Raw genomic sequence first — 21,643 nt, 5'->3', positions numbered from 1 at the left:
TTTTACTCTCGCCGTCTTGATGGACGAACCGGAGAATATGTTTTGGTAGATTCTCCAATTAAAGCCTGTAATTCTTTCATTTCCTCCCTAGTAATATCTCGATATTCACCTATAGGCATATCTAATTTTATATTCATTATACGCACACGTTTAAGTGCTTGTACTTCGTAAGTTAAATATTCACACATTCTACGAATTTGTCTATTTAGACCTTGTGTTAATATAATTTTGAACTCGTAAGTGCCTAGCTTTTCAACCTTACATTTTTTGGTCACACGATCTAAAATAGGTACACCGTTAGACATGCGTTCTATAAAGGTTTGCGATATAGGCTTATCAACAGTTACAATATATTCTTTTTCGTGATTGTTACTTGCGCGTAAAATTTTGTTAACAATATCGCCATCATCGGTTAAGAGAATTAACCCTTCACTAGGTTTATCTAATCGTCCGATAGGAAAAATTCGTTTAGGATAGTTAATATAATCAATAATATTATCCTTCTCAACACGGGTGTCTGTGGTGCAAACAATACCTACAGGTTTATTAAAAGCCAAATACACAAAATCTTTTTTGGTGTTCACTACAGCTTCGCCATCTACAGCTACAACATCTGTACTGCTTACTTTTGTACCCATTTCTGGTACAACACCATTTATAGTGACACGACCAGCATCAATAAGTTTATCTGCCGCACGACGTGAGCAATATCCTACTTCGCTTAAATATTTATTGATTCGTTTTAATTCCGTTTCCATGTGGCAAAGATACGATAAGTTTAGGCTTCTAGGAAGTTGTAAATGTGTTCTCTTACTAAAGCATTATTTAAGGAATGCCCGAGCCCTTCTGTAGATATTAAAGTACTATTTTTGTATGCACGATTTATAAGAAGTGCATCCTCATAGGGAATAATAGTATCTTCTTTATCATGAATAATGAGGCCTTCTGTTTGTATGGTATTTAATAATTTAGCAGAAGAAAACATATCAGGAGTTACCCCAAAGCGTTTAAGAATAACTTGATTTAATTGATGTGAAATGCGATTGTTGTAACCCAACATATCTACATATCTAGAAATAATATCTTTAAATTCTGAAGGCGCTCCTAGAAGGATTAATTTTTCCAAATCAGGGAGTTGGTATTTGTTCTGAAAAGCTGTAGTAGCCATGCCGCCCACAGAATGCGCAATAATAATGCTTGGATTAAATCGTGTAGCGACAACGTTTATAAATTCTGCATACAGTAAAGCATTAAATTCTTTACTTCCAGATCGGCCATGTGCTGGGGCATCTAAAGCCACAACAGTATATCCTTTTTTTAGTAATTCTGAAACTAAAGGTCTCCATCTGTAAGAATTACTTTCCCAACCATGAACAAGTAAAATAGTCTCTTTTTTACCCAACCAACGATACGTCATTATGGGGTGTTCTTCATAGTTTAGCTCTTCATTAAAAGCGGTTTCTAAAAAGTCGATTTGATGTTTTAAAACACGTCCCTTTCTGGGTTTTGTAAATAAGTTTAAAGCTTTTTTTGCAGCATAAGGTTTAGAGAGATAACTTAAAATATTAAGATAACTTCCAACAGATTTTACAATTAGGGTTTTCATAAATCTTCTCTATTTACTTTGTCTAGAGAAAAGGCAGGTGTGCAAATGGCAATATATTCACAAGGGTTTTCAAACGGATTTGAATATTGGACACGTGTGTTTTTTTCAATTTTAATAGATTGGCCAGCTTCTAAAACAACAACTTCATCTTCAATAATAAACTGTTTTTTGCCTTTTATAATATAAGTGAATTCATCAAACTCTGGGGTTTGAAAAGGTTCTTTCCAACCCGCAGGCGCAATCATATGTGCAATACTTATATTTGAGTCGCCAGTTGTGGCTTGACCAAAATGTTCTTCTATTAATTTTCCATCTGTAGTAGGTACAACAAATGGATTTGTTACGAGTGTATATTTTTTCATATGGGGACTATTTTAAGGGCTTTCTTTTAATCATGCCGCCTTTTAAATCCTTTACAAGCCCCATGATAATAAAAGCATTTCTGTCTATTTTATCAATTTCTGTTTCAAATTTAGCCAATTCTAAGCGGGTAACCACAGTGTAGATAATATCTTTTTCTTGAGCACCACCTTCTTGGTTGTATCCGCCTTTACCAGTATAAATGGTGCAGGCTCGTCTTAATTTTTCTGTCACCATAATCCGGATCTCTTCATGCTTCTCTGAGATAATAGTTACACCAACATATTCTTCTACACCATCAATTACAAAATCGACTGTTTTAGCTGCAGACATGTATGTTAATATGGCGTAAAGCGCAGTTTCAATAGAAAGAATGTAGGCTCCAAAAGAGAAAATGATAATGTTTATTAATAATAAAACATCGCCAACAGTCATAGATAATTTACGTCCAATAAAAAGTGCTAAGACTTCGGTGCCGTCAATTACACTACCGCCTCTCATGGCCATCCCGATACCTAGACCAAGAAAAAAACCACCAAAAACAGAGATTAATAACTTGTCGTCTGTAATTGTAGGATACTCAACATAATGTACTACAAAAGCTAAAAATGTAATGGCTACAATACTTTTTAAAGCAAATTTTAAATTGAATGTTTTAGCCGCTAAAATTAAAAATGGTAAATTCACCATAATTAAAAGGTAACTTAAAGAGATGTTGGTTAAGTTTTCTAAGAGTAAAGAGATTCCTGTTGCTCCGCCATCAATAAAGCGGTTAGGAAGTAAAAAGCCTTTTAAGCCAAACCCTGCAGAAACAACACCTATAGCAATAAAAATATACTCTTTTATGGCATGACTAAGCTCTACTTGCAGTGTGCGCACTACAGGTACAACCTTTTTTAAACTAGCGGGGGCCACTGTCTCTTTGGTTTCGAGTTTTTTTCTAGCAATTAAAACTAGCAGTTTAGAGACAAGTGAATTCATAGATTTATAAGATTACCAGTTTAAGAAAAAGTATTTGATTTTAGCTGAATCAGGAATTTGTGAAGCTTCAATATTTAAACTCATATCGAATCTTAAATTTGAAGGTAATTCTTTTTTGTCAATTGTAAACGATGCATTTAATTCATTTACAGAAATGACTACAGCATTTATTAAATTATCAATGCTGGATATTTTATAATGATCTTGAATATCTTTAAAAGTACTTAATGTAGAAATGCCTTTATCTGATTTATAACGTGGATCGAAAACTTGAACAGAACGTATTACTGAAGTAGAATCCATAACAGTTACAGGTGTAAGTGTTAATAGTTTTTTTCCGCCTTTTTCAAAAATCTCTATTTCATTAATACTTGCTGTAAATTCTCCGCCTGGAACAAATTTTACAATAGAGTCATTTGCAAATGTGGTTTCTAAATCTTTAACTTGAGTGGTTGGTGTTAAGGCGCCAATGCTGTTTTTAGCAATAGTAAAGTTTTCGGTTTTTGTAGAACAGCTAACGCACGCAAGAGCCATGATAGCTAGGCTAAGGATAGATTTTTTCATGTTAGAGTAATCTTATTTTAATAATTTTTTTGAAGGCGTGAAAATAGTTATTTTTTCATCACTTTGGTTAAAATTCCAAAGACACTTCTAATAAAAGTCGCACTTGTAAGTACTTTTACAATCGGGTTCATAGCCGTGCTTTTACGACGAGTTGGCGCTTTCTTTTTGCTTTCTTTTTGGCGTTCTGCTTCTTTTTCAGCTTCTGCTTCAGCGAGTTTTATCTTTTCGTTTAGTAATTCGTATGCGCTTTCTCTGTCTATAGTTTCGTTATACTTTTTAACTAATTTCGATTTGGAAATTAATTCAGATAATTCGCCAGTTGTTAAAACATCCATTCTGCTCATTGGGGCTCGCATCATTGTGGCTGCCAAAGGTGTTGGTCGTCCTTTTTCATCTAAAGCAGATACTAAAGCTTCTCCGGTTCCTAAGTTAGTAAGTACCGTTGCTGTATCGTAATATTCAGAATCTGGATAGTTTTGAGCTGTTAGCTTTATCGCTTTTCTATCTTTAGCGGTAAACGCACGTAAGGCATGCTGAATTTTTAATCCTAACTGTCCTAACACTGCTTCTGGAACATCTGTTGGATTTTGAGTTACAAAGTATAAACCAACACCTTTACTTCGGATTAATTTAACGATGCTTTCAATTTGATTTAATAAGGCTTTAGAGGCTTCGTTAAAGATAAGGTGGGCTTCGTCTATAAAAATAACCAATTCTGGTCTTCCGCTATCACCTTGTTCAGGAAATGTGGTATAGATTTCAGCTAATAAACTCAGCATGAAGGTTGAAAATAATTTTGGACGATCCTGAATATCTGTTAATCTAAGAATGTTTATATAACCACGACCTTCGTGATCAATTCGTGTTAAGTCCTGAACATCAAAAGAGGTTTCTCCAAAAAATAAATCGGCACCTTGCTGTTCCAATTCAACAACTTTCCTTAAAATAGCTCCGGTAGATGCAGTGGAAATTCTGCCATAAGCTTCTTGGAATTCAGCCTTTCCTTCTTGTGTGGCGTATTGTAATATTTTTTTAAAATCTTTTAAGTCTAGTAGTGGTAACTTATTATCGTCGCAATATTTAAAGATTACAGAGACAATTCCTGATTGGGTATCGGTTAAATCTAAAATTCTAGATAATAAAATAGGACCAAATTCGCTAACCGTAGCACGTAATCTTACACCGTCTTGTTCAGACAACGTAAGTAAGTCTACAGGAAAATTTTTAGCCGTAAACGGAAGTCCAATTTTTTCATGACGTTCATCTATCTTAACATGGTTTTCTCCTGGTTTGGCAAGGCCACTTAAATCCCCTTTAATATCCATAAGTAACACAGGAATCCCTTTTTCAGACAGATTTTCTGCCATAACTTGTAGGGTTTTAGTTTTTCCAGTACCTGTTGCTCCTGCAATTAAACCATGCCTGTTTAACGTTTTTAAAGGAATATTGACATAAGCATTTTTTATAGGCTGCTCGTTTAATATGGCAGAACCCATAGTAATGTATTCCCCTTTAAAGGTATTTCCTTCGGTTATCTCTTTAAAAAAAGCGTCGTTGGTTGTCATGATTCTTAATTTTTTTATAAAAATAGTAATCTTAAAGGAATACGCTTTAAATCTTTTTAAGATTTTATATGCAAACATAAATCAGTGAACTATCTTTGCACGTTATGAAGAAAGATATTCAAGAGTTGGTAAACAAAGGCGAGATGTTGCCTTTAATGGAAGAGTTTTACACCATACAAGGGGAAGGGTTTTATAAAGGAACGGCTGCTTATTTTATTAGAGTTGGTGGTTGCGATGTGGGTTGCCACTGGTGTGATGTAAAAGAAAGTTGGGATGCAGAATTACACCCGCCAACAGCAACGACTACAATTGTTGAAAAGGCTGCACTTCATAGTAAAACTATTGTAGTAACAGGAGGAGAACCTCTAACTTGGGATATGACGGCTTTAACCACGCAATTAAAAGCTAAAGGGTTACAAGTTCATATTGAAACTTCTGGGGCTTACCCGTTAACGGGGACTTGGGATTGGATTTGTTTATCGCCTAAGAAATTAAAATTACCAACGCCAGAAGTGTCAGCTAAAGCACACGAATTAAAAGTGATTATTTTTAATAAAGACGATTTTAAATTTGCCGAAGAACAAGCTGCTTTGGTTAATAAAGATTGTATTTTATATATGCAACCAGAGTGGAGTAAACGCGATAAAATGATTCCAGAAATTGTGGAATATGTTATGGCTAATCCGCAATGGAAAGTCTCTCTTCAAACCCATAAATACTTGAATATTCCATAGTCTGTATATTCAAATCTTAAATTTATATTCATTTTTTTATCATTATCGTAAAAAAATAATGTTACAAGGTTAATGCTAGGTTAACGGTCAGGTTATCATTGTCTAAAGGACGGTGTTTCTATAGTTTTAAAACTTAAACTATTAACTTGATTTAAAAATGAAAAGAAAACTACTTTTTCCATTACTTCTAATTGGTGCAATAAGCTACGCCCAAGTTCAAGAAGGTAATTATTTAAATGGTTCTGCCGATGAAGAGTTTTTTGGTGGTGATGTCGCCTTGTCAGAAGACGGCAGCCGCATGCTTGTTGGCGTGCGAAGTTTTGACGGCGTTATTAATCTTTCTCCAGTAAGCCAAACAGGTAAAATTGTGATGTATGAAAAATCAAGTGACACTTGGGAACAACGCGGTAAATATTTTATAGGCGAGCATGTAAATGAAGGTTTTGGTGTTCGTGTAGACGTCTCTGAAGACGGGAATGTTATGGCGGGTGGTGCACCTTGGAATTTTCCTTATACAGCCATACCAAGAGCTGGAGCTGTAAGAGTTTATCAATATGTAGATGGAGCTTGGATTTATAAAGGCGATGATATTGATGGTGAAAATGCAGCAGATAGAACAGGAACAGCAGTCGCTTTAGCTAAAAATGGAGATAGAATTGCTGTTGGAACGCCTCAGTTTGATGTGGGAAGTGATAGTAACAATGGTTTAATAAGAGTATACGATTGGGATGGTGAAGATTGGGTACAATTAGGTGGAGATTTAGTTGGAGATGAAGGCGATTTTTATGGTATGTATGTCGATTTTTCTAAGGATGGTAATCGAATGGTTACAGGGTCTAGGTTTGGTGAAAACGAATTTGGAAATAAAACAGGAGATATTAAGGTTTATGATTGGAGTGGTACAGCATGGGTGCAAGTAGGAAGTGACTTAGCTGCAACTTATGAATTTACTTATTTTGGTCAATATTGTAAAATTTCTGCAGACGGAACTCGTATTGTGGCTGCTGGATATGGTCATAATTCAGATAGAGGGATTGTAAAAGTATATGATTGGGATGGTACCGATTGGTCAGAATCTTTTAGTAAAGAAGGTGTAGATGCAGATGAGTGGTATGGTTACTCAGTAGATTTATCTGACGATGGTAATATTCTAGTTGTAGGAAATCCTTATAGTACACAAGCGGGTTCTAGTTCTGGACGTGTTTTTATTTATGCTTACGATGGTGAAGAATGGTCGCAAATAGGTGATACTATAAATGGTGACACAGAATGGGCTATAACGGGAGCAGCAGTTTCTATTTCTGGAGACGGACAATATGTAGCTGTAGGTTCTCCGTATCATGGAACAGACGAGTCTAAACCAGGACGTGTGGTGGTATATAATATTTCTCAACTTGTACTATCTACCGATGAGGTTGTTGCAGATGACACAGTACTTGCGGTTTATCCTACACTTACACATGGTATTGTAAATTTTTCTTCTACAAAATTTACCGTGTCTAAAATTCAGGTGTATAATGTGTCTGGTCAATTAGTTAGAGATTTAAATGTTGGTGCACAGCAAAATAGTATCAATATTTCAACATTAACATCAGGCGTATATTTCTTAAAGATGTTTAACGATCAAGGAGCTTCTATAGTCAAAGAGGTGGTAAGACAATAAGTTTTATACAGAATCAATCCAAAAATTAATTAACCAAAACCAACATTTATGAAACATTACTTTACTTTATTACTGCTATTTATGGTAGCATTGCTTAATGCCCAGCAAATTGGGATACAAGAAGACTTCGAGTCCTTGTCTAATTCGCAGTCTGATCTACCGGGATGGACTCAGGACGGATTTAGTACGTCGTTATCATTATATTCTTGTTTTGGTACATCTATAGATGCACAGTTCTCGGGATCTGCAGAATCGGCAGCACAATTAGTGTCACCAAATTTAATTAAGGCATCTAATGGTACAGATATTACTGTAGATTTTATGTCTAAAATTTATTTTTACGGTTTTTTTGGGGCTAGTGCTCCAGCGCCATCTGGATGGGGAAGCTTTACTGTAGAGTACTCTATTAATGGAACAGATTGGATAGAGATTGAAACGTTTGACAATACAAACTACGACTCTGTAGATGCGTGTAAATCGCATTCTTTTACAATTGCAGGAGCAGATGTTCCTGAAGATTCAGATTTTCAAATCCGTTGGTCTGTGATTCATTTAGATGGAGATTATAGCGTGTTTTTCGATAATGTATCGGTAACACAAGTGGGTACAAGTGTGCCAGACTGTAGTGCTACTGTTATTATTCCTGAAAATGGGGCTACAGATATTGATCCTGCTTCAGGTGTAAGTGTAACCTGGGGAAATGCTACAGGAGTATTTACGGGCTATAAATTATCTGTAGGAACTACAGAAGGTGGCACAGATCTTATAGATAAACTTAATTTAGGAAGAACGAATTCGTATAATGTGGTTGCAGATTTTGCATTTGAAACAGAATATTTTATAACGATAACACCTTATAACGACAATGGAGATGCTACATCAGCGTGTGCGAGTTCTTCATTTACTACTCGTTCAGCGCCTTTACAAGGAACAAACTGTAGTGATCCAATTATTATAGATCCAGCGGCATTAAATTATACCGTTTCAGGAACATCTGAAGGGTATGAAGATACATATTCTTCAATGCCATGTGGGGCTAACTATTTAATTAGTGGTAATGAAGTGGTTTATGCAATAACGCCAACAGAAAAAATGTCTATAAATATAGACTTGACTAATGTTACAGAAACACAAACCGTGGTAAGTATTATGGATGATTGTCCAGATACTGCAACTACATGTTTAGGAACGGGTACCTCTGGAAGTGGTTTAGAAGATGTATCTATTCAAGATATCGTATTAGAGGCAGATACTCAGTATTTTGTTATTGTTTCAACAACGTCTACAACTAAATTTTCAACATACGATTTAGCTATTTCAGAAAACAGCTGTATCATACCATCGGCCACTTATACCGTAAATTCAGATTGTGAAAATAGAGCGTTTTCAGTAGATGTAGATATAACAGATTTAGGAAGTGCAACATCTTTAGTTATTACAGATGGAGAAACCTCTCAAACAGTTACAGCATTAGGAATCGCTACTTTTGGACCATATGCTAGTGGAACTTCTATTGATTTTTCAGTGACTAATGTAGATGATAATGCTTGTGAGATATTCGAAACTGTAGATTTCTATTGTGCTCCTTTAAATGATTTATGTGCAGACGCTACAGAGGTTGCTATAAATACAGATGATTCTTGTGATTTAAAAACATGGGGAACAACAATCAGTTCAACAGTAACAGATGGTTTTGAGTCTGTATGTACTGGAACTAATTATGGTGATGTTTGGTTTAAATTCACTGCAACTAGTGAAAATTTAGATTTTAAAATTGAAGATAAAGTAAATTATGAAGGCACAAGTGTAAACATTGGAACTGAATTTTATACAGGGAGTTGTGGTGAGTTTACAAGTATAGAATGTAATACAACAGATTATAATCCGCTTTCTGGATTAACAGTAGGTGAGGTGTATTATGTTAGAGTTTATACAAGATCTTCGGGAACAAGCCATACGTTTAATGTTTGTATAAACACTCCTGCAGACGCACCTGTAAACGATGAATGTACTGGAGCAATTGCATTATCCGTGTCTGATGATACCTGCGATAATAAAATTAGCGGATCAACAATTGGGGCTACAGAAAGTGATTTTGAATCGTGTAGTACTGATAGACGAGATGTATGGTACTCTTTTACTCCAACTGAAGATGCGTATTATACCATTACGTTGAGTGAGTATACAACTGCATATTATGGTGTGTTAGAAGGCGACTGTGAAACAGGAGAATTTACAGATGTATTAGGTGGTTGTAACGGTAGAGATGATGCTTTAAGTTTCTCTGCAGATAAACAATATTACATTTTTGTAAGGTCTGGATTAATAGATATAGGCGAAACTTTCGACTTATGTGTAACACCTTTTACTCCTGTTGCAAATAATGAATGTACAGATGCCATAGCCTTAACAGAATCATTAGATTTAAATGGAGATAATAAAATAATAGGAACCACAGAGAATGCTTTAAATTCTACTGCTGTAGATTGTGTTAATAGTACTTATGGTGTGGTTTGGTATAGTTTTATGCCTTCTCAATCAGGATTATATCACATTGATTTAACAAAAATTGATGGTGGAAATGCTTACTTTACTGTATTTTCAGGAAGTTGTGCAGAAGGATTCACAGCTTTAGATGAGTTAACCTCTTGTTATAATAGAGGTACAAAAGATGTTCTTTTAGAGGCTGGAATAGAATATATAATTCCAGTGTATGCGTCAAGTGCTTCAAATTTCGAGCTTATGGCTTATCCAGATCAGGCTTTAAGTATTTCAGAAACGTCTGAGCTTGCTTTAGGAGTTACTGTATTTCCCAATCCAGTAAATAATAATTTGACTATAGTGTCTAAAGTTGCTGTTAATACAATAACCGTATACAATACATTAGGGCAAAAAGTTTTAGTAACAGAAGCAAGTTCTAGTAACAGAACAGAAGTGTCTTTTAGTGCATTACAAAACGGATTTTACTTCGTGAAAGTAGATTCAGATAATGCATCGCAAACCATTAGAGTGGTTAAGCAATAACTAAATAATTCTAGTATGCGTGGTTTAATAAGCGCATTAAAATAAAAAAAAAGCCGCTTTCTTAATTGAAAGCGGCTTTTGTATGTTATAAATCAAAAGGTTTTAGCTTTTAAAAGGTAAAGATACACGAGTTGTTCCCCATGCTAAATACATTGTCCCTTCTTCATCAAAAGCAATAGAAAATGCTTCAATAGATTCTGCATCAATAGATACTAAACCTTTAGCACGTGCAATATCATTGTCTGGGTTGTACGAGTAAGCTCCCCAAGCATTTAAATCTTTATTAAGAATTAAAGTCCAAGTTTTTTCCTCGCGAATTGCAAATAAAGAATATGTTCCAGCTTTTACTGGAGTATCTCCAAAGTGAGAATCTTTGTAAAATGTAATTTCAGCAGATTCGTTTGCTCCTAATCTCCATACTTTTCCTAGCGGCACTAAGTCGTATAATTCTCTGTTATTAAGTTGTGGTCTGCTATAAATAACTTTCATTGTTTTGTTAGTTACTTTACTGCTTGCAGGGTATGCCGCAGCATCCAATGGGCTCTTGTCTAACGAGCTAAATTTTTGTGCGTGCATTTCAGTATTAGCGCTAAATGCTACTAATAAACAGAATACAGATGCTTTAAGTAATTTCATAATTGAGTTTTTTATTATTGAATATTAAGTCTTAGGTAAAGGTCGATATTTTTTATTAAAGTTTACAAAATTAAAATATTGAAAGCTCAATTTTTGAATTCAGTTTCATATTTAATTAAATTATTGTTTATTTGTTTCAAATTGTAACTAATAACTTGTTTGTTGTTTTATTATGTGAATGATATATTCATATTTGCTTAAGAATTAAAATAAAAAGAATTAAAAATATATAGATTATGTGTGGAATTGTATGTGCATTCGATTTGAAACAGAAAACGGATGATTTAAGACCTCAAGTTTTAGAAATGTCAAAAAAAATTCGTCACCGTGGACCAGACTGGAGTGGGATTTTTAGTAATGACAAAGCTATTATGGCGCACGAACGTTTAGCTATTGTTGATCCAGCTTCTGGAAAACAACCTTTATTTAGCCCTGATGAAACATTAGTGCTTGCAGCAAACGGAGAAATATACAATCACCGCGAACTTCGTAAGCAATTTGAAGGAAAATACGATTTTCAAACAGAATCTGACTGTGAAGTTATCTTAGCATTATACAAAGAAAAAGGACCTGATTTCGTTGATGAAATGAACGGAATTTTTGGTTTTGCTATTTATGATGTAGAAAAAGATGAATATTTTGTGGCTCGTGACCATATGGGAATTATTCCTTTATATATAGGATGGGATCAGAACGGAACCTTTTATGTCGCTTCAGAATTAAAAGCATTAGAAGGACAATGTACTAAAATTGAATTATTTCCACCAGGACATTATATGTCTAGTAAAGACGGAGAATTTGTAAAATGGTACAATAGAGAATGGACAGAATATGATGCAGTAAAAGATAACGAAACCAGTATTAAAGAAATTAAAGACGCTTTAGAAGCAGCTGTGCACAGACAGTTAATGTCTGATGTGCCTTACGGTGTATTGCTTTCAGGAGGATTAGATTCTTCAGTAACATCTGCAATTGCTAAAAAATATGCCCAAAAACGTATTGAAAGCGATGATGAGTCTGATGCTTGGTACCCACAATTACACAGTTTTTCTGTTGGTTTAGAGGGGTCGCCAGATTTAGCTGCGGCGCGTAAAGTTGCAGATCATATTAAAACCATTCACCACGAAATTAAATTTACCATCCAAGAAGGTTTAGATGCGATTCGCGATGTAGTGTATAACCTAGAAACTTACGATGTTACTACAATTCGTGCCAGCACACCAATGTACTTAATGGCACGTGTTATTAAGTCAATGGGAATTAAAATGGTATTGTCTGGAGAAGGAGCAGACGAATTATTTGGAGGGTATTTATACTTTCATAAGGCACCAAATGCTCAAGAATTTCATGAAGAAACCGTACGTAAATTAAGTAAACTTCATATGTACGATTGTTTAAGAGCTAATAAAAGTTTAGCGGCTTGGGGAATTGAAGGACGTGTACCTTTCTTAGATAAAGAATTTATGGATGTCGCTATGCGTATCAATCCGCAAGATAAAATGATTAACGGAGAACGCATGGAAAAATGGGTAGTTCGTAAAGCATTTGAAGACATGATTCCTGAAAGTGTAGCATGGAGACAAAAAGAACAATTTAGTGATGGTGTTGGATACAGCTGGATCGATACGTTAAAAGAAGTAGTTGCAACAGAAGTATCAGACGAGCAATTAGCAAATGCGAAATACAAGTTTCCGTTACAAACGCCAACAAGTAAAGAAGAGTTTTATTACCGTTCAATTTTTGCAGAACATTTCCCTAGCGATGCGGCTGCATTATGTGTGCCTCAAGAAGCAAGTGTGGCTTGTAGTACTAAAATTGCATTAGAATGGGATGAAGCATTTAAAAACATGAACGACCCAAGTGGAAGAGCAGTTGCAAATGTGCATACAGAAGCGTACAAGTAAAACTTAGAATTAGAAGCGTTTTTATAATAAATTTAGTGTTTAAGAAACCTCAAAATCTCATGTATCAGAGATTTTGAGGTTTTTGTCATTTTAACATCATGTTAAAAAACACGAATATTTAATTTAAGGCTGTTTTAAGCCATTTTTAGCATACTTGTGTTAATTAACAAATGTTGATAATTTTAAGCCTTCCTGCGTTAAATTCTTTTTAAACTGCCTTTAAATTCGTATATTTGTTAGTATTCAAAATGGTGCGAATGCATCATTTTTTTTATGATTATAAATCAAAAAAGTATAACATTTAATATTTTATGAGCGAAGAAGCTAAAAAACACAATTACTCGGCCGATAGTATACAGGCTTTAGAGGGTATGGAGCATGTTAGAATGCGTCCTTCCATGTATATTGGAGATGTTGGAGTAAGAGGTCTTCACCACTTAGTTTACGAAGTAGTGGATAACTCTATCGATGAGGCCTTAGCAGGACATTGCGACGTCATTAAAGTTATTATTAATGAAGACAATTCTATTACTACAGAAGATAACGGTCGTGGTATCCCTGTAGATTTACATAAGAAAGAAGGAATCTCTGCCTTAGAAGTTGTTATGACTAAAATTGGTGCAGGTGGTAAATTCGATAAAGATTCTTACAAGGTATCTGGTGGTCTTCATGGTGTTGGTGTAAGTTGTGTTAACGCATTATCTGAACATTTAACTGCTACCGTTTATAGAGATGGAACCATATGGGAACAAGAATATGAGCGTGGGAAATCTTTATATCCAGTAAAAGCAGTTGGTGAAACAGATTTAAGAGGTACAGTCGTTACCTTTAAGCCGGATCCTACTATTTTTAAGCAAACATTAGAATATAGTTACGATACTTTAGCAAGCAGATTACGTGAATTGGCATACCTTAATAAAGGAATTACCATTACGCTTATTGATAAAAGAATTAAAAATGAAGCTGGCGAACATGATGTTGAAACCTTTCATTCTGACGAAGGTTTAAAAGAGTTTGTAAAGTTTTTAGACGGTAATCGCGAGCCAATTATTACGGAAGTTATTGCTTTTGAAGGGGAAAAGAATGATATTCCTGTAGAAGTAGCAATGATTTATAATACCTCTTACGCAGAAAATTTACACTCGTATGTAAACAACATTAATACACACGAAGGTGGGACACACCTTTCTGGTTTTAGACGTGGTTTAACCCATACACTTAAAAAATACGCAGATAGTTCTGGATTAACAGATAAATTAAAGTTCGAAATTTCTGGAGATGATTTCCGTGAAGGCTTAACTGCAATTATTTCTGTAAAAGTTCAAGAACCACAGTTCGAAGGGCAAACAAAAACAAAATTAGGAAACAGAGAAGTTTCTGCTTCAGTGAGTCAAGCGGTTTCAGAAATGTTAACCGACTATTTAGAAGAGCACCCAGATGATGCTAAAATAATAGTTCAAAAAGTAATTCTTGCTGCTCAAGCCCGCCATGCAGCACAAAAGGCTCGTGAAATGGTGCAGCGTAAAACCGTGATGAGTATTGGTGGTTTACCTGGAAAATTAAGTGACTGTTCAGAACAAGATCCTTCAAAATGTGAAGTATTCCTTGTCGAGGGAGATTCGGCGGGTGGAACGGCTAAACAAGGTCGTGACCGTGCGTTTCAAGCCATCTTACCTTTACGTGGTAAAATTCTTAATGTTGAAAAAGCCATGCAACACAAGGTTTTTGAAAACGAAGAAATCAAGAATATCTTTACAGCTCTTGGGGTTACTATAGGAACAGAAGAAGATAGTAAAGCGCTTAACTTGTCTAAATTACGTTACCATAAAGTTGTGATTATGTGTGATGCCGATATTGATGGTAGTCACATTGCAACTTTAATCTTAACATTCTTCTTTAGATACATGAGAGAACTTATTGAAAATGGGCATATTTATATTGCAACGCCACCTTTATATTTAGTAAAGAAAGGGGCTAAAAAAGAATATGCTTGGAGTGATTCTGAACGTGATGGTTTAGTACAACAATTTGGAGGTTCTGCAGGTATTCAACGTTATAAAGGTCTTGGAGAAATGAATGCCGAGCAACTTTGGGATACGACTATGAATCCAAACTTTAGAACATTAAGACAAGTAAATATCGATAACGGTGGAGAAGCCGATCGTATTTTCTCTATGTTAATGGGAGATGAGGTACCACCACGTCGTGAGTTTATCGAGAAAAATGCAGTATACGCTAAAATTGATGCGTAAATATAATAACACCTTAAGTTTTTAGTTTAAGGTGTTTTTTTTAATATGTTGTTAATGGCATATTTAAGATTTGAACAAGTTGGTTTTACGTTAAATTGAGAAATCTAGTCTTTAAATTGTAATATTATTATAATAAGAGATTCTAGCGTGGTCGAATTGTATTAAATGTGTTAAATTAGCAAAAAGAAAAATAATTTTTGAATCTTTAAAATAAAAATAAAATGAAAGTAACAGTAGTTGGAGCAGGAGCAGTAGGTGCAAGTTGTGCAGAATATATTGCTATTAAAAACTTTGCTTCAGAAGTTGTATTGTTAGACATTAAAGAAGGTTTTGCTGAAGGTAAAGCAATGGATTTAATGCAAACTGCATCTTTAAACGGATTCGACACAAAAATTACAGGTGTAACTGGCGATTATAGCCAAACTGCTGGTAGTGATGTTTGTGTAATTACAAGTGGTATTCCTAGAAAACCAGGAATGACAAGAGAAGAGCTTATCGGTATTAACGCTGGTATTGTAAAAAATGTATCAACTAGTTTATTAGAGCATTCTCCTAATATGATTCTTATTGTGGTAAGTAATCCTATGGATACAATGACGTATTTAGCGCATAAAGCTACAGGTTTACCAAAAAATAGAATTATCGGAATGGGTGGAGCTTTAGATTCTGCACGTTTTAAATACAGATTAGCAGAAGCTTTAGGAGCACCTATTAGCGATGTAGACGGAATGGTAATTGGTGGACATAGCGATACAGGAATGTTCCCATTAACACGTTTAGCAACTAGAAATAGTGTGCCTGTTTCAGAATTTTTATCTGAAGAGCGTTTAAATCAAGTAAAAGAAGATACTAAAGTTGGTGGAGCAACATTAACTAAATTATTAGGAACCTCAGCTTGGTATGCACCAGGTGCAGCTGTATCAGGAATGGTACAAGCTATTGCTTGCGATACTAAAAAGATTTTCCCTTGTTCTACATTATTAGATGGAGAATACGGTTTAACAGATATCTGTTTAGGTGTGCCAGTGGTTTTAGGTAAAGACGGTATCGAAAAAATAGTAGATATTACACTTAACGAAGAAGAAAAAGCGCATTTAGCAGCAAGTGCTGAAGGTGTTAAGAAAACAAATGGGTTATTAGAATTCTAATTTGTTTTAAACTTTTTATATAAGAGACTGTCTGTAATGACAGTCTTTTTTTATGCCTTAATTTTTGTATGTTTTGAGATGAATTTCGGGTGTATTTACTGCTAATTAAAGGCCGTTATTTTTGTTGAAAAATGAGAAATTTAATACCTTAGAGGTAGCTAAATTTATCGTGTTATGGGACCAATAGTAGTTGCAACAAATTTTTCAAAATTATCTGATAATGCTGAGCTATATGCCGCAGCATTAGCGAAACATTTTAATGTCAAGCTTATTCTTTTTAACGCTTTTCAAATCCCGCTTCACGCTTCTAATACTTTGCTTCCTGCGGCATCAATCAATGACTTAATGCAAAATAATATTGATCGATTAGAAGTTACAGCAAAGCAATTGAAAACAGCATTCGATATAGAAGTAGAATATAAGTGTCGCTACGCGCAGTTGGAGTTTAATATAGACGATTTGATGTGTGCTAATGAATCTTCATTATTAGTTATTGGTATGTCTGATAAATCTTTAGAACAAAATTTAATTGGAAATCCAACAACCACGCTAATTAGTATGAAGAAGTTTCCGGTATTGGCTATTCCAATTCACGCAAAATTTAACGGTATGAAAAAAATCCTTTTTGCTTGCGACTTAATGCAAGATGTGCCGTTAAAAACCTTAGCTAAACTCCGTCAGATTTCTACAAAATTAAAATCTGAAGTTACCGTATTTTATGTCGATAAAATGATAGACGAATTAAAATTTAATAAGTCTACTCTGGGGAACATAGATAAGGAATTAGAGCAAGTAGATTATTTATACAAGAATGTAAAATCTGATACGGTAATTGAAGAGATTGAACGTGAAATAAAAACGTTTCATTCAGACTTGTTAGTCATGATTCCTAGAGAATACGGGTTTTGGGAATCTTTAATTCATAAAAGTAAAACGCGAGTTATGGCTTCTGGTTTAAATATTCCTTTGCTATCTATTCCTGTAAAATAATGTCATCTTTAAAATCTAATTAAGATTATTTGTAGGGCTATTTTTACTTTAATCAACACAATTATTAAGAGTTTAATTTTGGTACGGATAATAAACGAATAACCATAGAAACTAATCTTAAAATTTTTATATATTTGGCGCATGAATTTGAAATGGTACATTAGTACTTTTATAGTAACTGTAGCCTTATTTTTTGGTGTTGTAAGTCAGCAGCAAAAAGTTGTGCCTAATCAGGAGATTGTTTTACAATTTTCTGGTGATGTTGTGGTACAAGACAAAACAGAGCATACCATTTCAATAGTAAAGCAACAATTAGAAAATATTGGTGCTGAAAATATTCAGGTTAGTGAAGCTGAAGACGGGACTTTAAAAATAACGTATTACTCAAATTCTGATGTAGAACATATTAAAGAAATTTTATCTGATGATGATACTTTAGAGTTTGACGATTCTAATTCAGAACACCAACAATTCCCTTTAAATAATAAAGACGCTGCTGTTACATATAACTTTGATGTTTTTGAAATTCATAAAGCATCAGATTTTGCATTTAGCCATGCAGGAAAAGTAGCAATAGAATTAAAAGCGAGTAGTCATCACTATAATAATACAAATTCACACCCGCTATTAGGTTCTACAGTTCATGTAATTGAATTACCTTCAATTAAAGTCGCTTATAAATTTTATAGAGATATTGCGCTTGCAATAGATAATAATTCTAAAAAAATACCCGAAGTTCGGGCAGGACCTTTAGCTTAAAGGAGGTCTCTAGGCATTCAGCTTTTTTAGAATAACGTCTGTAAAGTGTAAAGACGTTATACACTCCACTTAATAAGATATGTTGTGTAGTCATGTAGCTCACAACTTCCCATTAGCAAAGTAAATTTACTTCATGCTATATTTCACGTACACAAAACTAAAAATTAGATGTATCGCCGTCTTCTGTACAGCATACATATTCAAAATATTGATTAATAAATAATTAAATAATGCAGAATAAAGGATTAGTAAAGTTGTTTGCAGTCTTGTTCGGTTTGGTAAGTATTTACCAATTATCGTTCACGTTTAAAGCAAACAGTATCGAAGACGCGGCAAAAGCGTATTCTAATGGAGACTCGGTAAAAGAGGCTCAGTATTTAGATTCATTATCAACCGAAAAAGTATTTAACTTAGGGGTTGCAGATTACACTTATGGTGAGGTAAAAGATAAGGCCATGAACCTTGGTCTTGACCTAAAAGGAGGGATAAACGTTATTCTTCAGGTGTCTGTAAAAGATATCTTAAAAGGATTAGCTAACCATACTAGCGAACCAGCATTTAACAAAGCGTTAGATGATGCTTCAGAACTTCAGAAAAACAGTCAGAATACATATTTAGAAGATTTCTATATCGCATTCGACAAAATTAAAGGAGATACTAAATTAGCTTCTCCAGATATTTTTGCGAACAGATCGTTAAGTGATGAGATTACTTTTGATATGACAGACGACCAAGTGAAGCCAATTATTGATAAGAAAATTGACGAATCTATTACGTCTGCTTTTGAAGTATTACGTAAGCGTATTGATGAATTTGGGGTAACATCTCCAAACATTCAACGTTTAGGAGAATCTGGACGTATCTTAGTAGAATTACCAGGTGTTAAAGATGTAGAGCGTGCTAAAAAATTATTACAAAGTACAGCGCAATTAGAATTTTGGGATGTTTATAAAGGTGAGACTTTAATTCCTTTTATTATTCAAGCAAACAATGTGCTTAAAACAGAAGTTGCTGCGACTAAAGATACGACAGAAGATGTTTCTGGAGATGAGGTTTCAGATAGCGATTCTCAGATTGATGATTTATTAGGTGAAGCTGTAACAGATTCAACTAATGTAGATGCAAATCCGTTATTAGATTTAATTATCGGACAAGGTTACCAAGGTGGTCCAATTGTAGCTCAATTTAATATTAAAGACAAGCAAACTGTTTTAGACTATTTAAATAGATCTGATATTAGAGCCTTACTTCCAGTAGAGCAACGTTATGTTAAGTTTGCTTTTGGTATGCCAGAACAAAACAGTGAAGCTGTAGGTTTATATGCGTTAATTGGTAACAGAGAAAATGTACCACCTATGAGTGGAGCAGTTATTACAAATGCAACACAACAATACGATCAATTAGGGAAGCCTGCAGTATCTATGCAAATGAATGCTAAAGGTGCTAAAGTTTGGGAAGAAATGACTGGAAAAGCATATTCTCAACAAAGCCAAATTGCTATTGTTTTAGATAACGTAGTGTATTCTGCGCCAGGTGTAACAACAGGAGCAATTGCAGGCGGTAATTCAGAAATTTCTGGAAACTTTACATTAAACGAAGCTGTCGATTTAGCAAACGTATTACGTGCTGGTAAATTACCTGCTTCTGCAGATATTATTCAAAGTGAAGTTGTAGGACCATCTTTAGGTCAAGAAGCTATTGATAGTGGTGAGATTTCATTTGTTATCGCTTTAATACTAGTATTAGTATGGATGTTATTTTACTACGGTAAAGCTGGTGGATTTGCTGATATTGCAATGGCATTAAACATCTTATTAATCTTTGGTGTATTATCTGGATTAGGTGCTGTATTAACCTTACCTGGTATTGCTGGTATTGTATTAACTATTGGTATGTCGGTAGATGCGAACGTATTAATTTTTGAACGTATTCGTGAAGAAATAGCAAATGGTAAAGGTCAAAGGGAAGCCATACAAGATGGTTTTAGTAATGCATTATCTTCAATTTTAGATGCAAACATTACAACTGGTTTAACAGCTTTAATCTTATTTGTATTTGGTACTGGTCCAATTAAAGGATTCGCGACTACCTTATTAATTGGTATTGTAACGTCTTTATTTACGGCAATTTTTATTACGAGATTATTAATTGACTGGTATGTAAACCGTGGTGGAAACTTAGATTTCTCTACAGCAATTACTAAAAAATTATTTAGAAATATTAATATTGAATTCCTTCAAAAACGTAAAATTGCTTACATCCTTTCAGGAACTTTAATCGTGATAAGTTTAGGATCTTTATTTACTAACGGATTAGATCAAGGTGTAGATTTTGTTGGAGGTAGAAATTACCAAGTGCGTTTTGATGAAGCTATTACGCCTTCAGAATTATTACCAACATTAAATGAAGCTTTTGGTAGTGCAGATGCTAAAACATTTGGTAGCTCTAACCAAGTAAAAATTACAACTAAATATAAAGTAAACGAAACAAGTGCAGAAGTTGATGAAGAAATCAGAAAAGATTTATACACAGCTTTAGAGCCACATTTAACAGGGATTTCTTACGAAGACTTTATTAGCGATAACCAACACAAAACAATTGGTTTAATGAAATCTTATAAAGTAAGTCCAACCATTGCAGATGATATTAAGAAAGAATCATTCTGGGCTGTTTTAGGATCGTTAATCGTAGTGTTCTTATATATCTTATTCCGTTTCAAAAAATGGCAATATTCATTAGGTGCTGTAGCTGCAGTATTCCACGATGTTATTATTGTATTAGGTGTATTCTCTTTAACTTATAAATTCATGCCATTTAACATGGAGATCGATCAATCATTTATCGCAGCCATCTTAACCGTAATTGGTTACTCGCTGAATGATACCGTGGTTGTATTTGATAGAATTCGTGAGTACTTCCATATCCATACCGGATGGAATTTAAATAAAGTAGTAAATGTATCTTTAAGTAGTACTTTGAGTAGAACGTTAAATACATCGTTAACTACTTTAGTGGTATTATTAGCAATCTTTGCTTTTGGTGGAGATTCAATTCGTGGTTTCATGTTTGCATTAATAGTTGGGGTTGTCGTGGGTACATACTCTTCATTATTTATTGCAACACCTATCATGTATGATACTTTAGCTGCTTCAGAAAAGAAAAGAAAATTAAAAGAAGGAGATGAAGTTGCTGCGTAAGTAATAATCATTTTCTAATAGATTAAAAGCCCTCTAAGCGAAAGTTTAGAGGGCTTTTTTGTGCCTTTTTAGTCTGTTTTTTACTGATTCACTTATTTTAACTTGCGCTTTTGTGTCGTCGTGTGTTATAAAATATTTTAAACTATTTAGTGTGTTAAACTTATTTGTAGCTTATTAGTTAGCTTGAAAGGTATCTGATATCGTGAGGATTATAAATCAACTATATTAAAAATAGCTAATGGAATTTCATTATTAATAAT

16 protein-coding genes are annotated in these 21,643 nt (G+C 34.3%); 9 read left to right on the top strand and 7 right to left on the bottom strand.

Annotated elements, in window-relative coordinates; genetic code table 11:
- Positions 1-2: 2 nt before the first annotated feature.
- The 6 genes from rluF to AST99_RS17085 are packed head-to-tail and all read right to left on the bottom strand — an operon-like array spanning position 3 to position 5,076.
- Positions 3-758: a 23S rRNA pseudouridine(2604) synthase RluF gene (gene rluF, locus AST99_RS17110; RefSeq protein WP_057783855.1), complete on the bottom strand. Its 756-nt coding sequence runs from the start codon at positions 756-758 to the stop codon at positions 3-5.
- A gap of 20 nt (positions 759-778) precedes the next feature.
- Positions 779-1,606 (bottom strand): alpha/beta hydrolase, encoded by an 828-nt coding sequence (locus AST99_RS17105; RefSeq protein WP_057783853.1) that lies wholly within the window; start codon positions 1,604-1,606, stop codon positions 779-781.
- Positions 1,603-1,968 (bottom strand): cupin domain-containing protein, encoded by a 366-nt coding sequence (locus AST99_RS17100; RefSeq protein ID WP_057783851.1) that lies wholly within the window; start codon positions 1,966-1,968, stop codon positions 1,603-1,605. The genes AST99_RS17105 and AST99_RS17100 overlap by 4 nt, the downstream gene beginning before the upstream one ends.
- 7 nt (positions 1,969-1,975) lie before the next feature.
- Positions 1,976-2,947: a YitT family protein gene (locus tag AST99_RS17095; RefSeq protein ID WP_057783849.1), complete on the bottom strand. Its 972-nt coding sequence runs from the start codon at positions 2,945-2,947 to the stop codon at positions 1,976-1,978.
- Between the two features lie 12 nt (positions 2,948-2,959).
- Positions 2,960-3,511, bottom strand: a complete 552-nt coding sequence (locus tag AST99_RS17090; protein ID WP_057783847.1) for a hypothetical protein — start codon at positions 3,509-3,511, stop codon at positions 2,960-2,962.
- 47 nt (positions 3,512-3,558) lie between these two features.
- Complete coding sequence (locus tag AST99_RS17085) at positions 3,559-5,076, bottom strand: helicase HerA-like domain-containing protein (RefSeq protein ID WP_057783845.1); 1,518 nt, start codon at positions 5,074-5,076, stop codon at positions 3,559-3,561.
- A 104-nt stretch (positions 5,077-5,180) separates the two neighbouring features.
- Between AST99_RS17085 and AST99_RS17080 the strand changes: the two genes are divergently transcribed.
- The 3 genes from AST99_RS17080 to AST99_RS17070 all read left to right on the top strand — a co-directional run bounded on the left by AST99_RS17080 (position 5,181) and on the right by AST99_RS17070 (position 10,497).
- Entirely contained in the window at positions 5,181-5,810 is a 630-nt protein-coding gene (locus tag AST99_RS17080; RefSeq protein WP_057783844.1) for a 7-carboxy-7-deazaguanine synthase QueE, read from the top strand.
- Between the two features lie 157 nt (positions 5,811-5,967).
- Positions 5,968-7,473: a T9SS type A sorting domain-containing protein gene (locus AST99_RS17075; protein ID WP_057783841.1), complete on the top strand. Its 1,506-nt coding sequence runs from the start codon at positions 5,968-5,970 to the stop codon at positions 7,471-7,473.
- A 48-nt stretch (positions 7,474-7,521) separates the two neighbouring features.
- Complete coding sequence (locus tag AST99_RS17070; RefSeq protein ID WP_083495721.1) at positions 7,522-10,497, top strand: T9SS type A sorting domain-containing protein; 2,976 nt, start codon at positions 7,522-7,524, stop codon at positions 10,495-10,497.
- A 102-nt stretch (positions 10,498-10,599) separates the two neighbouring features.
- Here the strand turns inward: AST99_RS17070 and AST99_RS17065 are convergent, their stop codons facing one another.
- Positions 10,600-11,133 carry a DUF2911 domain-containing protein gene (locus AST99_RS17065; RefSeq protein WP_057783837.1) on the bottom strand — a complete coding sequence of 178 codons (534 nt, stop codon included), beginning with the start codon at positions 11,131-11,133 and terminating at the stop codon, positions 10,600-10,602.
- Between the two features lie 236 nt (positions 11,134-11,369).
- Between AST99_RS17065 and asnB the strand changes: the two genes are divergently transcribed.
- From asnB to secDF, 6 genes are all read left to right on the top strand, one after another.
- Complete coding sequence (gene asnB / locus AST99_RS17060) at positions 11,370-13,037, top strand: asparagine synthase B (RefSeq protein ID WP_057783835.1); 1,668 nt, start codon at positions 11,370-11,372, stop codon at positions 13,035-13,037.
- A 311-nt stretch (positions 13,038-13,348) separates the two neighbouring features.
- A complete protein-coding gene (gene gyrB, locus AST99_RS17055; RefSeq protein WP_057783833.1) occupies positions 13,349-15,289 on the top strand; it encodes a DNA topoisomerase (ATP-hydrolyzing) subunit B in 1,941 nt (646 codons plus the stop codon).
- A 221-nt stretch (positions 15,290-15,510) separates the two neighbouring features.
- The gene (mdh, locus tag AST99_RS17050; protein ID WP_057783831.1) at positions 15,511-16,437 is read left to right on the top strand and encodes a malate dehydrogenase; all 927 of its coding nucleotides are present in this window, start codon (positions 15,511-15,513) and stop codon (positions 16,435-16,437) included.
- 174 nt (positions 16,438-16,611) lie between these two features.
- Positions 16,612-17,427, top strand: a complete 816-nt coding sequence (locus AST99_RS17045) for a universal stress protein (protein WP_057783829.1) — start codon at positions 16,612-16,614, stop codon at positions 17,425-17,427.
- A 141-nt stretch (positions 17,428-17,568) separates the two neighbouring features.
- Complete coding sequence (locus AST99_RS17040; RefSeq protein WP_057783827.1) at positions 17,569-18,186, top strand: hypothetical protein; 618 nt, start codon at positions 17,569-17,571, stop codon at positions 18,184-18,186.
- A 230-nt stretch (positions 18,187-18,416) separates the two neighbouring features.
- Positions 18,417-21,383 (top strand): protein translocase subunit SecDF, encoded by a 2,967-nt coding sequence (secDF, locus tag AST99_RS17035; RefSeq protein WP_057783825.1) that lies wholly within the window; start codon positions 18,417-18,419, stop codon positions 21,381-21,383.
- The last annotated feature ends 260 nt before the right edge of the window (positions 21,384-21,643 follow it).

The sequence above is a fragment of the Formosa algae genome, from assembly GCF_001439665.1.
Taxonomy (GTDB): Bacteria; Bacteroidota; Bacteroidia; order Flavobacteriales; family Flavobacteriaceae; genus Formosa; species Formosa algae.
This window is presented reverse-complemented; position numbering and strand designations above follow the sequence as displayed.

Bases quoted from the DNA above. Each gene is read 5' to 3' on its own strand.
- rluF (WP_057783855.1), bottom strand. From the start codon at position 758: ATGGAAACGGAATTAAAACGAATCAATAAATATTTAAGCGAAGTAGGA.
- AST99_RS17105 (WP_057783853.1), bottom strand. From the start codon at position 1,606: ATGAAAACCCTAATTGTAAAATCTGTTGGAAGTTATCTTAATATTTTA.
- AST99_RS17100 (WP_057783851.1), bottom strand. From the start codon at position 1,968: ATGAAAAAATATACACTCGTAACAAATCCATTTGTTGTACCTACTACA.
- AST99_RS17095 (WP_057783849.1), bottom strand. From the start codon at position 2,947: ATGAATTCACTTGTCTCTAAACTGCTAGTTTTAATTGCTAGAAAAAAA.
- AST99_RS17090 (WP_057783847.1), bottom strand. From the start codon at position 3,511: ATGAAAAAATCTATCCTTAGCCTAGCTATCATGGCTCTTGCGTGCGTT.
- AST99_RS17085 (WP_057783845.1), bottom strand. From the start codon at position 5,076: ATGACAACCAACGACGCTTTTTTTAAAGAGATAACCGAAGGAAATACC.
- AST99_RS17080 (WP_057783844.1), top strand. From the start codon at position 5,181: ATGAAGAAAGATATTCAAGAGTTGGTAAACAAAGGCGAGATGTTGCCT.
- AST99_RS17075 (WP_057783841.1), top strand. From the start codon at position 5,968: ATGAAAAGAAAACTACTTTTTCCATTACTTCTAATTGGTGCAATAAGC.
- AST99_RS17070 (WP_083495721.1), top strand. From the start codon at position 7,522: ATGAAACATTACTTTACTTTATTACTGCTATTTATGGTAGCATTGCTT.
- AST99_RS17065 (WP_057783837.1), bottom strand. From the start codon at position 11,133: ATGAAATTACTTAAAGCATCTGTATTCTGTTTATTAGTAGCATTTAGC.
- asnB (WP_057783835.1), top strand. From the start codon at position 11,370: ATGTGTGGAATTGTATGTGCATTCGATTTGAAACAGAAAACGGATGAT.
- gyrB (WP_057783833.1), top strand. From the start codon at position 13,349: ATGAGCGAAGAAGCTAAAAAACACAATTACTCGGCCGATAGTATACAG.
- mdh (WP_057783831.1), top strand. From the start codon at position 15,511: ATGAAAGTAACAGTAGTTGGAGCAGGAGCAGTAGGTGCAAGTTGTGCA.
- AST99_RS17045 (WP_057783829.1), top strand. From the start codon at position 16,612: ATGGGACCAATAGTAGTTGCAACAAATTTTTCAAAATTATCTGATAAT.
- AST99_RS17040 (WP_057783827.1), top strand. From the start codon at position 17,569: ATGAATTTGAAATGGTACATTAGTACTTTTATAGTAACTGTAGCCTTA.
- secDF (WP_057783825.1), top strand. From the start codon at position 18,417: ATGCAGAATAAAGGATTAGTAAAGTTGTTTGCAGTCTTGTTCGGTTTG.